Origin of the sequence: Micromonospora sp. NPDC047670 (assembly GCF_043204915.1) — a bacterium.
GTDB lineage: Bacteria > Actinomycetota > Actinomycetes > Mycobacteriales > Micromonosporaceae > Micromonospora.
The window spans coordinates 13,509-26,499 of sequence record NZ_JBIDDA010000006.1 but is presented as its reverse complement, the minus strand read 5'-3'; the positions used below and the strand labels follow the sequence as shown (position 1 = coordinate 26,499).

13 protein-coding genes are annotated in these 12,991 nt (G+C 75.4%); 5 read left to right on the top strand and 8 right to left on the bottom strand.

What is annotated here, in order from left to right; genetic code table 11:
- Window positions 1–363: 363 nt before the first annotated feature.
- Entirely contained in the window at window positions 364–1,203 is an 840-nt protein-coding gene (locus tag ACGF7U_RS16260; RefSeq protein WP_393107232.1) for a hypothetical protein, read from the top strand.
- Window positions 1,204–1,222: 19 nt separating this feature from the next.
- Here ACGF7U_RS16260 and ACGF7U_RS16255 read toward each other — a convergent pair whose 3' ends face one another.
- The 5 genes from ACGF7U_RS16255 to ACGF7U_RS16235 form a co-directional block, all read right to left on the bottom strand.
- Window positions 1,223–1,771, bottom strand: a complete 549-nt coding sequence (locus ACGF7U_RS16255; protein WP_393107231.1) for an ATPase — start codon at window positions 1,769–1,771, stop codon at window positions 1,223–1,225.
- Between the two features lie 187 nt (window positions 1,772–1,958).
- Window positions 1,959–2,405, bottom strand: coding sequence for a response regulator (locus ACGF7U_RS16250; RefSeq protein ID WP_393107229.1), 447 nt, complete (start codon window positions 2,403–2,405; stop codon window positions 1,959–1,961).
- 69 nt (window positions 2,406–2,474) lie between these two features.
- The gene (locus ACGF7U_RS16245; protein WP_393107227.1) at window positions 2,475–2,822 is read right to left on the bottom strand and encodes an STAS domain-containing protein; all 348 of its coding nucleotides are present in this window, start codon (window positions 2,820–2,822) and stop codon (window positions 2,475–2,477) included.
- A gap of 83 nt (window positions 2,823–2,905) precedes the next feature.
- A complete protein-coding gene (locus ACGF7U_RS16240) occupies window positions 2,906–3,955 on the bottom strand; it encodes a B12-binding domain-containing protein (protein WP_393107225.1) in 1,050 nt (349 codons plus the stop codon).
- A complete protein-coding gene (locus ACGF7U_RS16235; protein ID WP_393107223.1) occupies window positions 3,952–5,709 on the bottom strand; it encodes a PP2C family protein-serine/threonine phosphatase in 1,758 nt (585 codons plus the stop codon). The genes ACGF7U_RS16240 and ACGF7U_RS16235 overlap by 4 nt, the downstream gene beginning before the upstream one ends.
- A 253-nt stretch (window positions 5,710–5,962) precedes the next feature.
- On the opposite strand from ACGF7U_RS16235, the gene ACGF7U_RS16230 reads away from it, so the two are divergent.
- Both ACGF7U_RS16230 and ACGF7U_RS16225 read left to right on the top strand, forming a co-directional pair.
- Window positions 5,963–6,307: an STAS domain-containing protein gene (locus ACGF7U_RS16230; protein WP_393107973.1), complete on the top strand. Its 345-nt coding sequence runs from the start codon at window positions 5,963–5,965 to the stop codon at window positions 6,305–6,307.
- A 59-nt stretch (window positions 6,308–6,366) separates the two neighbouring features.
- Entirely contained in the window at window positions 6,367–6,711 is a 345-nt protein-coding gene (locus ACGF7U_RS16225; RefSeq protein ID WP_393107221.1) for an STAS domain-containing protein, read from the top strand.
- An 82-nt stretch (window positions 6,712–6,793) separates the two neighbouring features.
- On the opposite strand, the gene ACGF7U_RS16220 is transcribed toward ACGF7U_RS16225, so the two are convergent.
- A complete protein-coding gene (locus ACGF7U_RS16220) occupies window positions 6,794–7,108 on the bottom strand; it encodes a hypothetical protein (RefSeq protein ID WP_393107971.1) in 315 nt (104 codons plus the stop codon).
- Window positions 7,109–7,322: 214 nt separating this feature from the next.
- Here ACGF7U_RS16220 and ACGF7U_RS16215 point away from each other — a divergent pair, with 214 nt between their 5' ends.
- Together ACGF7U_RS16215 and ACGF7U_RS16210 are read left to right on the top strand one after the other, a co-directional pair.
- Entirely contained in the window at window positions 7,323–8,303 is a 981-nt protein-coding gene (locus ACGF7U_RS16215; RefSeq protein ID WP_393107219.1) for a DUF2267 domain-containing protein, read from the top strand.
- A gap of 263 nt (window positions 8,304–8,566) precedes the next feature.
- Window positions 8,567–9,385, top strand: a complete 819-nt coding sequence (locus tag ACGF7U_RS16210) for a spermidine synthase (protein ID WP_393107218.1) — start codon at window positions 8,567–8,569, stop codon at window positions 9,383–9,385.
- A 13-nt stretch (window positions 9,386–9,398) separates the two neighbouring features.
- Here ACGF7U_RS16210 and ACGF7U_RS16205 read toward each other — a convergent pair whose 3' ends face one another.
- On the bottom strand, window positions 9,399–10,700 hold the full coding sequence (locus tag ACGF7U_RS16205) for an NAD(P)/FAD-dependent oxidoreductase (protein ID WP_393107216.1): 1,302 nt from the start codon (window positions 10,698–10,700) through the stop codon (window positions 9,399–9,401).
- A 51-nt stretch (window positions 10,701–10,751) separates the two neighbouring features.
- The gene (locus ACGF7U_RS16200) at window positions 10,752–12,905 is read right to left on the bottom strand and encodes a glycogen debranching N-terminal domain-containing protein (RefSeq protein ID WP_393107214.1); all 2,154 of its coding nucleotides are present in this window, start codon (window positions 12,903–12,905) and stop codon (window positions 10,752–10,754) included.
- Window positions 12,906–12,991: the final 86 nt, after the last annotated feature.

Below are 12,991 nucleotides of genomic sequence, written 5' to 3'. Positions count from 1 at the left end.
GACGGGCCGGCCCGACGGGCGTCGACGCCGGGCGGGCCGGCCCGTCGGGGGCGCGGCCCGCCGCCGACCGGTCCGGCCCGGCCGGGCTCGGGTCACCCCGGCGGCCGATCGGTGGGTGGCCCCGTGGCCGGCGCCGCGTGGGCCGTTCGGTGGAGGGGAAACGGCGGCCGACACCCTTGCCCCAAGATCGACTCTTCGCCCGTTTGCAGACCCTTTAACGGATATGAGGGAAACAATAGACAAGCGAGCAACGTGCGATTGGTGATCGACCGGGCGTAATGCGGCGGCGGATCGGCGCAAAATGTGGCGCATGCCACCAACCACGCCGATGGCAACGGGCGCTCCTCTTTCTAGCCTCGGCGGGTGCATCCCGACGACCCCCTCGACCAGAAGCTGACCCAGGACCGGCCGGCCACCGCTGCGGCCGATCCCGCCTCAACCGAACGGACGATCGGCCGTCATCGCGCCGCGGAACGGCCCCGTCGCGGCGGCCGGGCCCTGCTCGCCTCGACCCCCGTGCGGGTCGCCCTCGCGACCGGCGTGACCTGCTGCCTCGGCGCGGCCGCGTTCGCCGGCACCCGTGCCGACGACACCCCGCGGGAGCCCGTGGCCGAGGCGGTGGCCGAGCGGGCCGCCACGGACGAGCGCGCCTCCCGGTCGCTGGACCGGGCCGCCTCCCCCGCCCCCGTGGCGAGCCCCAGCGCGACGCCGAAGCCGACCCCGTCGGCCACCCGCAAGGCCCCGCGCAAGCCCGCCAAGCCGGCCCGCCCGCGCCCGGTCGCCGGGCTCACCCAGGCCCAGATGGACAACGCCAAGATCATCGTCGACGTGGGCGTGGACCTGAAGATGCCCCGGCGCGCCATGGTCGTCGCCGTGGCCACCGCCATGCAGGAGAGCAACCTCTACAACCTGGCCAGCGACGTGCTCCCGGAGTCCCGGCAGTACCCGCACCAGGGCAGCGGCTCGGACCACGACTCCGTCGGCCTGTTCCAGCAGCGCCCGAGCAGCGGCTGGGGCACCGTCCGCGAGCTGATGCGCCCCGCGTACGCCGCCCACGCCTTCTACGAGGCGCTGCGCGAGGTTCCGGGCTGGCAGGAGATGAGCGTGACCGCCGCCGCCCAGGCCGTGCAGGTCTCCGCCTTCCCCGACGCGTACGCCCGGCACGAGGAGCGGGCCACGACGATCGTCGCCGCGCTGACCTGACGCCGGTCGCGCACTCGGGTCAGCGGATCCCGGCCCGGCCGCCCGGCGGCTCGCTCGACGCCTCGGCCCCGCCCCGCGCGGCGATCCGGGTCGCCGGCACGCCGGCACCGGTCACCCCGGCCGCGGCGGTCGGGGTGTCGGCCGGCACCGGCTCGGCGATGAGCCCGCTGAGGATCTGGTCCACCCGGGCCTCGCGCCGCCGTCGGACGTAGAGCGCCGCCTCGAAGTCCCGGCGGGCCTGCACCGCCTCGGCGTAGACCCGCTCGCGCACCTGCCGGGCCTCCTCGCGGGCCGCGTCCAGCTCGAAGCGCGCCTGCGCCAGGATGTCGGCCGCCTCGCGCTCGGCGTCGTCGACACCGCGCCGCCCCACGTCCCGGTCACCGAGGTCCAGCCGCTGGAGCAGGCCGCACAACGCCGTCGCCTCGTCTCGGATCTCGTCCCACTCCCGGCCGGCCCCGGCGGCGCCCTCCGCCCGGGCCGCGAGCCGGGTCAACCGGATGCCGAGCTGGTCCAGGCAGGAATCGACCTGCCGCTGGTCGTAGCCGGTCTCAACGACGGAGAACCTCATACTGTCGCCCCCCAGGCAGCTGGTATTTCTTCCCCACCTGGATCCTCGGCGCTAGCGGCGACCGCCGAGGAGGTTCCGGAAAAATGTTCAGCATGCGAGCGCCGACCGGGTCCGGGGCGCCCGCGGGGTGTCGACGGGCGGCCCGGCGTGGACAATGCGGCCGGGGCCTGCCGGCGGCGGCGACGCCTCAGGAGCGCTTCGGGAGCACGACCACCCGGCCGAAGAACTCGTCGATGCGGCGCACCACGTCGTTGAAGTCGTCCAGGTCGATGGGCTTGGTGACGTACGCGTTGGCCTGGAGCGTGTAGCTGCCCACGATGTCCGTGTCGGCGTTGGAGGTGGTCAGCACGACGATCGGGATCGTCCGCAGGTCCTCGTCGCCCTTGACCGCGCCGAGCACCTGCCGCCCGTCCATCCGCGGCATGTTCAGGTCGAGCAGGATGACGTCGGGGCGCCGGGCCTCGGTGTGCCGCCCCTCGCGACGCAGGAACTCCATCGCCTCCTGGCCGTCGCTGACCACGTCGATGACCTTGTCGACGTCGGAGTCCGCGAGGGCCTCCTCGATCATCAGCACGTCGCCCGGGTCGTCGTCCACCACCAGGATGCGAACCGGACTCGGGCTGTCTGCACGCATCACTACCTGCTTCGTGTCGGCGGAACGGAGGGCGGCGAGCCCTCGATGCTGGCGGGAAAATCTAGCCCATCAACCGGCGGCCTGCGCCGTCGGGTCGGCTATGTCGGGTTCATACCTCAGCACCTCGGCCAGCCCGGTGACCTGGAGCACCCGGTCGACCCGCCCGCTGGCGCCGGTCACCCGCAGCCAGCCGCCGTCGGCGGCGACGCGGTTGTCACCCCGGACGAAGGCGGCGATCCCGGTGGAGTCGCAGAAGACCAGCTCGGTCAGGTCGACCAGCAGACGCCGCTCGCCGCCGTCGACGATCCGGTCGATCACGGCGTTGAGCTCGGGTGCCGTGCTGAGGTCGAGTTCGCCGGCCAGGTGCAGGCAGGTCCCCCCGCCCGGGCGATCGGTGTACGTGACGGTGAACGTCACCGTGGTCCCCTCCGCTCCACCGCAGGCGGATGCTTGCAGTGCAGCAAGTATAAGCAGGGGCCTCGGCCGGTCGACACCGGCGCTCACCGCGCGCCGGGGCCGCCCCGCGCCGCCACGGACGACCGGGCCGCCTCGAGGAACCGCGCCGCCCGGGGGAAGTCGCGCAGGACCTGCCCATAGTGTTCCAGAGTCAGTCCGAGCGCGGGGGCCGGCACCCCGCGACTGGTGAGGATCTCCACCATCCAGTCGACGAACTCGGTGAACAGTGAGCCGTCGTCGACGTAGAGCGCGGCGGCCAGGAAGTCCACGATGTAGCCGAGGTCGCTGACGGTGGAGTCCAACTGCGCGGACGTGTAGTCGCGCGTCGCCGGGGCCCGTTCCCGCAGGTCCGCCAGCGCCCCGTCGATCAGCTCGCCACGCCGCTTCACCAGGCTGGCGTACTCGTCGTCGGCCAGGTGGGGCAGCCTTGCCGGCGGGGTCCGGCGCAGCGCGCGCTCGTCGGCGACCAGGTCGGCGGCGGCCGGGGCGTCGGGCGCCCAGGCCACGCCGAGCCGCCGCGCCCAGCGCCCGTCCGCGCCGAAGCCGCGGCCCCCGACCACCACCGGCACGTCCGAGCGCCGGCACGCCTCGATCATCCGGTGCGCGTGCGGCAGCCGCATCGGCAGCGCGCAGGCCAACGCGACCGCGTCCGCGTCGTGCCGGTGCAGGAACGACACCAGGTGCGCGGCGGGGACGCTCGCGCCGAGGAAGGTGACGTGCCAGCCCCGCAGCCGCAGCACCTCGGCGACCAGCCGGGGCGGCAGGGCGTGCCACTCGCCGTCCATGCAGGCCACCACGACCCGGCCCCGGGTCGGACGCGGTTTGGCGTACGCGGCGATCGCCGCCACCACCCGCTCGCTGATGTGCGTCGCGGCGTGCTCCTGCGCGACGCTCCACTCGTTGCGCGCCCACCGCTCCCCCACCTCGGCCTGCGCCGGGGCGACCAGGTCGAGCAGGACGCGCTCGGCGGGCACGCCGGCCTCGAGCAACCCCGCGGCCACCTCGATCGCGCCGTACTCGTCCGCCTCCTGGAGGTGGTGCAGGTAATCGGGCCAGACGCCCGCCGGGGTGGCCTCGGTACTCGGGGCGGTCACGCTCGCGTCTCCCTGGCGTCGGTGGTGTGGGGCGGGGTCGGCACGGCGTGCAGGTGCCGGGGCGTGCGCCCGCCCGGGCCCGTCGCGCGCAGCGCGAGCACGGCGATGTCGTCGTGGTCGCCGTGGGCCAGCCAGTCGCAGGTGACCTGCTCGACGCGCTCCGCCAGGGCGGGCGCGGGCATCCGGTGACAGTCGGTGAGCGCGTGGACGAGTCGCTCGCCGCCGAACTGCTCGTCGCCGCGGCGGCCGCCGCGCGCCTCGGTAACCCCGTCGCTGTAGAGCAGGCAGGTCTCGCCGGGCTCCAGCCGGACCGTCACCTCCCCGATCCGCGGGTCGGGGACCACGCCCACCAGCATGCCGGACAGCGCGACGGTCTCCACCTCGCCGGAGCCGCGCAGCACCAGCGGCGGCAGGTGGCCGCCGCCGGCCATGGTCAGGGTGAGGCCGCCCTCGCGCTGCGGCCGGACCACCCCCAGCACCATGGTGGCGAAACGGCCCTGGCCCTGTGCCTGGGTGGTCTCCAGCAGCGCGTCGTTGAGCAGCTTCAGCAGCCGCCCGGGGTGCGACTCCACCCGGTGCAGCGCCTGCAGGCACTGGCGGAGCTGGCCGGTGAAGACGGCCGCCTCGACGCCCTTGCCGGAGACGTCGCCGAGGAAGAAGACCGAACCGCCGTCGGGCAGCCGGTGCGAGCCGTAGAAGTCCCCGCCGATGCGCAGCCCGGCCTGGGCCGGCCGGTAGGCGGTGCCCCACTGCACCCCGGCGGCCTCAGCCGGCTCCACCGGCACCAGGCTCGCCTGGAGGGTGTCGGCCACCTCGGCCTGGTCGCGGTAGAGCAGCGCGGTGGTCAGCGCGGCGCCGGCCCGCGCCGCGAAGGCCCGGACGAGCTCGGTGTCGGCCTCGTCGTACCAGCGGGTGGCCCGCCGCGCGACCAGCAGCACCCCCACCGGGGCGTCCCGGCCGGGCAGCGGCACCACCCGGGCACAGGCGTCGGCGGCCGTCAGGCCGGGCAGCCAGCCGGCCGTCACCGCCTGCTCCACCAACCAGTCGAGGGTGTGCGGCTCCCCGCCGTCCAGCCCCTCGGCGATCGCCGCGGGCAGGTCGACGGCGGGCAGGACGCCGCTGTCCACGGCGGGGGCGTCGTCGTCGGCGCGGGTGCCCCGCCACCAGCGCGCCCGCCCGGCGCGGGGCGCCAGCACCAGCACCGCCACCTCGGCCAGGGTCGGCACGGCGAGTCGGACCACCGCCGCGGCGGCCCGGTCCGGGTGCAGCGGGTTGCCGAGCTTCTCGCCGACCACGGCCAGGAACGCCGAGCGGGCCCGCTCGGCCAGGAGCGCGTCGGCGCGCGTGACGCTCTCGGTGACGTCCTCCACGTACCAGCAGCAGCGGGCGGCCGACAGCGAGACCTGCCGGGCGCGCAGCCGACGGCCGTGGTGGGTGAGGTCACCGACGGTCAGCCCCGGGATGCCGGCCGCCGCGAGCAGTTCACCGGGGACGACCTCGGGCAGCAGCCGCCGCGCCACCGGGCTGACGTGCCGGACGACGCCCTGCGCGTCGCAGACGACGAGACCCTCGCGGAAGTGCTCGACGACCTCGGACCAGTCCGGCGTCGCGTGCTCCAGGTCGGGGGCGAGCGCGGGCAGCGGGGCCGCCGGGCGGGCGGGCGCGTCGGCGGGCCACGCCGGAGCCCGTGCGGCACTCGGCGTGGGGATCCGTCCGTCGCCGGGATCTGAGTCCCGGACGTCGGCAGCAGTCACCAGCTAAGCCCCACTCCTTGTCGACACTTGTTGTCGCGCCGGAAGCGGCGCTCACGGTCACGTCTTCCCGCCCACCCTACGCCGGTGCGCCGGCACCGCCACCTGACGGCCGCGGAGGCACGGCGGCGGGTGCGTACCCGGCGGGGCCAGCCGGGGATTGTTACGATTCCCTCGCCCCTGCCCGACCGGCAGGCTGCGGAAAGGCGTGATCGTGCTGTCCCATGGGAGGCCACCCGAGGCGACTCCGTTGATCATGACCGTCGACCGGTCGGATCCGGACGCACCGCTCATCCGGGTCGGCGGTGACCTCGCCTACACGACCGCCGCGCCCCTGCGGGCCGAGGTCGACCGGCTGCTCGCCGACGCTCCGCCCGCCCTCGTGCTGGACTTCGGCGACCTGCTCTTCATCGACAGCACCGGCCTCGGCGTGATCGTGCACGCGTGGCGCGAGGGGCAGCAGGGCGGCACCGCCCTCCAACTGCGCGGGGTACCCCGCTTCCTGGCCACGATCCTCGACCTGACCGGCGTCGCGGGCCTGCTCGCCCGGCCGCTCGGCGAGAGCCTGGCCGCGCACCCCGGCCCCGCCGGCCCCGCCTGACGCCACGCGGGCCGTCCCCGGGGTTTGCGTTCCGGGGCCCGGCTGCCGAACATGGAGGGATGGCGGCCCAGCTGTTGACCATCGACGTGGCTCGGCCCGACGCCGGTCGCGCCCGGCTCCGGCTCGCCGGTGAACTCGACTACGACACCGCCCCCGAGCTGATCGCCACGGCCGCCGAGCTGCGCCGGGACGGCTGCGACGAGCTCCTGATCGACCTGAGCGGGGTCGGCCTGTGCGACTCGTCGGGACTCAGCGCGCTGGTGGTGGTGCACCGCGGCGGCCCTGGTGTGGTCCGGCTCTCGGGCGTCGGTCCCCAGCTCCAGCAGCTGCTGGACCGCACCGGGCTGGCCGAGTTGCTGGCCAGGGACCGCTCCGCCGACGGCGACACGCGGCAGGTGGGCTGAGCCTGTCCGCAGCCGGCCGGTTCCCGCCGGGCGGAGGGTGGCCCCCGACCCTGGGACCAGGGGTCGGGGGCCGGAGTGAGGCTCAGTGCGCGGTGACCGGCTGCAGCCGGGGCCCGGTCGACCGCTGCCGCCGGGCCGTCGGCGGCTCGGCGTCCTCCGGGATGCCCGTATCCGGAGTCTGGAAGAAATAGCGGACGAACTCCCCACCCGCCTCGTTGTCGTCCGCGCCGGGCCACTGCCCGATGCAGTCCACCCCGACCACCTCGCGGCCCGAGCCGTCGGCCTCCTCCAGCAGCGCCCACAGGCTCACCGGGTAGCAGCGCGTGTCCTCGGGTGAGAGGCGCCAGCGGGCGTACCAGCCGGGTCGGGCGGGGACGATCTCGACGATCTTCTTCATGACGACCTGTCCTTCCGCGTCCGGTCGGAAGTTCTCCGGTCCGCTGCGATCGTCGGCTCCCATCGGGTGATCGCCCCTCACCCCCGGCGGATGAAGCTTCCGCACCCTCTGCCGGACGTCGCCGGCCCGGCCGCCGGCGTCCGTTTCGGTGCCGGGACCGGCGGGAAGGCGACCGACGGAAGCGAGGGAACACCAGCGGAAGCGAGGTGTCACCATGCGCAAACAGATGGAGGGCGACAACCAGCGCCGCCGCACGCTGGCCCGCCAGGCCCGCGAGCGCGGCATGCAGGCCAGCGAGACGGGGGCCAGCCTGAGCGCCTCCAAGCAGCTCACCCACCTGGACCGGGGCAAGCGCGCCGGGCCGCCGCCGGCGGGCAGCCGACACAAGCCCGACAGCACCCGCGGCGGGCCGGCGCCGCCACCGGCCGGCGTCCCCGAGTCCCCCCGCCCCCTCCCGAAACCGGGTTTGGGGACGCCGGACGCGACGCCGATCGGCTACCACGCGCTGGTCGACGACGTCGTGCGCCGCACCGGGACCGACTTCCGCACCGCCAAGGTCGGGGTCGAGTCCACCGTGCTGGTCCTGGCCTGGGCCCTCGGCGAGGCGGAACGCCGGCGGCTGCTCACGGCGGTGCCGGCGAAGCTGCACGACGTCGTCCCCGTGGACGGCATCGAGCGGCACCAGGACCTGCCCGGTTTCCTGGCCGAGGTGGGCCGGATCAGCGGGCGCAGCCCGGAACAGGCCCGCTACCAGGCCGAGGCGACCGTGGCGGCGCTCGCCGACCACGACGGCGACCTGATCGAGTCGCTGCACGTGCCGGACGGCCTGCGCGAGCTGCTGGAACCGCCGTCGGCCGGCGGCGGGGTCGTCGGCGCGGCCACCACCACGCCGCCGCTGAGCGACGCGGAGCTGCGGGAGGCGCTCAGCGGGCTGCCGTACTGGTCCGGCGACGGGACCTCGCTGTCGCGCACCGTGGAGCTGCCGGCCGACAACCTGGACCGGGTGCTGGACCGGATCGACCAGCTGCGGCAGGAAACGGGGCGCGCGCCGCGCATCGGCCGGCCGGACGCCACCACCGCGGTGCTGACCGTACGGTCCCGGCAGGCCGGCGCCGTGACCGCGATGGACGTGGACCTCGCCCACGCCGTCGACGCCGCGATCGACGAGGCGGGCGCCGGGATGGCCACCGGCTGACCCGGCGCGGGGGGGGGGGGGGGGGGGCCCCCCCCCCCCCCCCCCCCCGGGGGGGGGCCGGCCCGCCGGGGGGGGGGGGGGGGCCCGCCCCCGCCGGGGGGGGGGCGCGCCCGCGCCGCCCCGCCCGCCCCGCCCCCGGCCCCCCCCCCCCCCCCCCCCCCCCGCGGGCGGGGGCGGGGGGGGGCCCCCCGGGGCCCCCGGGGGGGGGGGGGGGGGGCCCCCCCCCCCCCCCCCGCCCCGCGGGCTCGGCTAACGTGCCCGGCATGGAGGTCGACGCGCACCGGCCGGAGCTGGTCGTGGACCCGGCCCGACCGACCGGGCGCACACTGCTCGCCGCCGGCGTCGAGCAGTCGTACGTGGACGTCGCCGACCCCCGTCACCTGCGCTTCGAGTACGTACGCCGGATGGCCGCCGTGGCGGACCTGGCGGCGCCGACCGGCCGGCCGCTGGACGTGCTGCACCTCGGCGGCGGCGCCCTGACCCTGCCCCGCTACCTGGCCGCGACCCGGCCCGGCTCGACGCAACTGGTCGTCGAGCGGGACCCGGCCGTGGTCGACCTGGTGGCGCGGGAGCTGCCCGCCCTGCCCGCCGACGTCGGCGTGCGGGTGGCCGACGCCCGCGACGCGCTGGCCGACGCGCCGCCCGGCGGGTACGACCTGGTGCTCGCCGACATCTACCGGGCGGCCCGGATGCCCGGGCACGTGACGACCGTCGAGTTCGTCGCCGCGGTGGCCCGGACCCTGCGCCCGGACGGCGTCTACCTGGTCAACGTGACCGACCTGCCGCCGCTGGTGTTCGCCCGGGTGCAGGCGGCCACCCTGCGGGCGGTCTTCGCCGACGTCTGCCTGGTCGCCGATCGGCGGATGCTGCGCGGGCGGCGGTACGGCAACCTGGTCCTCGCCGCCGCGCCGCGCGCCGGGCGGCTGCCCGTGGCCCGGCTGGCGGCGCGGGCGGCGAAGGACCCGGTGCCCGGCGGGGTGCTGCACGCGGCGACCCTGGACGCGTTCGTCGCCGGTGCCCGTCCCGCCACCGACGCCACCGTCGCCGCAGTCGACGACCGGCCGCCCTCTCGCCCGGCCTGACCGCCCGGGCGGCTCAGCGAGGGCGCACGGCCACCTCGGGCGAGGAACTCTCCAGGGGCACGGCGTTGGCCGGGACGAGGCCGAGCTGCACCGCCGGGCGGGGCAGCGCGGCGTCCAGCACCCAGTCCGCGCCGACCCGGGCCCGGTTGCCCGGCATCGCCAACAGGTGGTAGCCCCGCGTGACCGCCTTGGCGGGCAGCCCCGACAGCGACACCTTCAGCGGGTTCGCCGCCGCGTCCTTGCCGCCCAGGTCGACCACCCAGCCCAGGTCGTGGTGCCGGTACGGCTTGCGCCGGCCCTGCCCGTACGAGGCCGCGATGTTGTGCGCGGCCAGCTTGCCCTGCCGCTGGGCGTGCTGCGCCGTCATCGTGCAGATCTGCCCGGGCCGGGTCAGGTCGGGCACCGCGGCGGCGTCGCCGCAGGCGTACACCTCGGGGAAGCCGGGGACCGTGAGGTACTCGTCGACGACCAGACGGCCCTTCTCGGTGCGCAGCCCCAGCTCGGCGACGAACGGGTCGGGGCGCACGCCGACGCACCAGACCAGGGTGCAGGTGGGGACGTACTCGCCGTCGGTGAGCTTGACCCCGTCGGCGGTGGCCACGGCCACGGAGGTGCCCATCCGCACGTCCACGCCGCGGCGGCGCAGCACCCGGTCGGCGGTGTCGGACATCCGCTTGTCCAGCTCCGGCAGGACCCGGGGCGCGACGTCCAGCAACATCCACTTCGGGCGGATCTTGAGCCGGGGGCGCTGGGCGACCAGCTCGTCGGTGAAGAGCTGGCCGTGCGCGGCCACCTCGGTGCCGGTGTAGCCGGCGCCGACGACCACGAACGTGGCGCGGGCCTGCTGCTCGGCCGGGTCGTCGGCCTGCTCGGCCAGCTCGACCTGCCGGACCACGTGGTCGTGCAGGAAGAGCGCCTCGGGCAGGCCGCGGAAGCCGTGCGCGTACTCGGTGACGCCGGGGATCGGCAGCAGCTTGTTGACGCTGCCGACGGCGAGGACCAGCCGGTCGTACGCGATCCGGTTGCGGTCCCCCTCCGGCTGGGTGAAGCCGACCCACCGGTTCTGCAGGTCGACGTGGTCGGCCTCGCCGATCACCACCCGCACCCCGTCGAGCGTCCCGGCCAGCGGCACGGAGATCCGGGTCGGCTCGACCACGCCGGCGGCCACCTCGGGCAGCAGCGGGAGGTAGAGGAAGTAGTCCGTGGAGTTCAGCACCACGATCTCGGCCCGGCCGCGGGCCAGCCGGCTCAACGTCTTCGCCGCGTGGTATCCGGCGAACCCGGCCCCCACGATCACCACACGAGGTTTCGTCATTGCGGCCCCGTTCCCACGCCGCGCCCCGACAAACGTGGCAGGTCGGTCAGTTCAGCACTCGGCCAGCCGGGCGTACCCGGTCCGACCGACCGCCTCCACCGCCCAGCAGCGCCCGAAGGCCCGCACCCGCTCGGCGACGATCCGCCCGATCTCGGGCGGGATGTCGGGGTCGAGCACCAGCCGGCCGTCCACCGGGTTGACGTCGAGCATGGCCCGGACCAGCGCCAGCGGGGTGCCGGCCGCCCACGCCTGAGGGCTGCACGCGGTCGGGTACGGCACCGCGAAGAGCAGCCGCTCCCGGGGGAAACCGCTCATCGCCTCCGGCAGGCGGTGGCCGAACTGCTCGGCGGCCTCCAGCAGGGCCAGGCTGATCCGGTTCGCCTCGGCCCGGTAGCCGTACCGGACCAGCCCGAGCACCGCCAGGGAGTTGTCGTGCGGCCAGACCGTGCCGCGGTGGTAGCCGAGCGCGTTGTAGAGCCGCTCCTCGCGGGAGAGGGTGCGGATCCCCCAGCCGGAGAACATGTCCTCGCTCATCAGCTGCCGCACCACCGCCTCCGCCCGCTCCGGCGGCACGATCCCGCTCCACAGCAGGTGCCCCATGTTGGAGGTCTTCGAGTCGATCGGGTTCTTGTCGCCGTCGAGCCCGACGGCGTAGAAGCCACCCCGCCCCTCGATCCAGAAGTCGCGGTTGAACCGGTCGTACAGGTCGGCGGCCTCGGCGCGCAGCCGCCGGGCCAGCTCGGGGTCGGCCAGCGGCCCGTCCGCCAGCTCGGCCAGGCGCAGCTTCGCGTCGTAGACGTAGCCCTGCAGGTCGCAGCTGGCGATCGGCAGCACCGGGATCCGGCCGTCGGCGAAGGAGACCCCGTCCGGCGAGTCCCGCCAGCACTGGTTGCCCAGGCCCTCCGGGGAGCGGGTCGCGTACTCGACGTAGCCGTCGCCGTCCCGGTCGCCGTACCGGTCGATCCAGTTCAGCGCGGCGAGCGCGTTGTCGCGCAGGAACCGGACGGTCTGGTCGTCGCGGGTCCACCGCCAGTACTCGGACAGCAGGATCAGCCAGAGCTGGGTGGCGTCCGCGCTGCCGTAGTACGGCCCGTACGGCTTGACGCCGGTGCGGGTGAGTTCGCCGCTGCGGACCTCGTGCAGGATCTTGCCGGGCTCCTCGTCGGTGAAGTCGTCACACTCGTTGCCCTGCAACCGGGCCAGCCCGAGCAGCGCGCCCTTGGCCAGCGCCGGCCCGGCGACCAGCGTCTGGTACGCGGCGATCAGGGTGTCGCGGCCGAAGACCGACAGGAACCAGGGCAGGCCGGCGCCCGGCAGCATGATCCGCTCCCCCTTGACCTCCAGGTCGAGCCGCAGCGCCGCGAGGTCGTCCCGGGACTGCCGCACCGCCTCCTGCAGCGCCCGGTTGTCGCTGCGCAGCACCGCCCGGGCGACGGACCAGCGGCGCACCGGGGCGTCGGCGCGCCGGTGGATCACGTCGGAGATGTCACCTCGGACCGGCTCCACCACCCCCATCCCCGGCGGCAGCGGCACGTGCAGGTCGACCTGCCACTCCTCCCGGGGAGTGAGGGTGAGCTCCCACACCAGGTCGTCGCCCTCGACGCGGCTGGCCGGTTGCGAGCAGCAGACCCGCGTCTCCGCGGAGAAGCCGTTCCGCGCGTAGCGGAAGCAGAGCTCCGAGCCGTCGGGCGCGTGGCTGCGGATGATCTCCGAGGAGCGGTCCCGGACGCCGGACTTGACCTCGAACAGGTCGGCGAAGTCGACGCCGACCGCCAGCCGCAGCTCGACCCGGACCGGCTCGGTCCGGAACGACACCAACCCCACGCGCTCGTGGAAGCCGTCCCCGACGTACCGCAGCCGCCGGATCCCGAGACTGTCCGGCGGCAGACCGGGCACGTCCGGGTTGGTCAGCACGTACTGGGCCGAGTAGTGGTCGATGGTCTCGGAGCGCAGCACCAGCAGCGGCCGGGTGCCGTTGACCGAGAGCATCCAACCGCTGACCAGCCGGGTGTCCAGGTGCACGAGGCCGCCGATGCTGCCCGGCGGCACGTCCCCGGTGGAGTCCGAGTACATGAAGGTCGGGCCGCTGAGCACGGCCATGGAGTTCGTGCCCAGCTCGGGCGGCATGGCGCGCTGGTCGCCGCTCTCCCGCGCGGCGAGCAGGCCCGGCGTGGGATCGGCAGGTGTCGGACGCACGGCAGCCATACCGCCACGGTAGGAGGACCGGCGCGCTCCGACATCACCCGCTCCGGGTGACGCCGACCCGACATGACCATGACCGGCCGGATAGA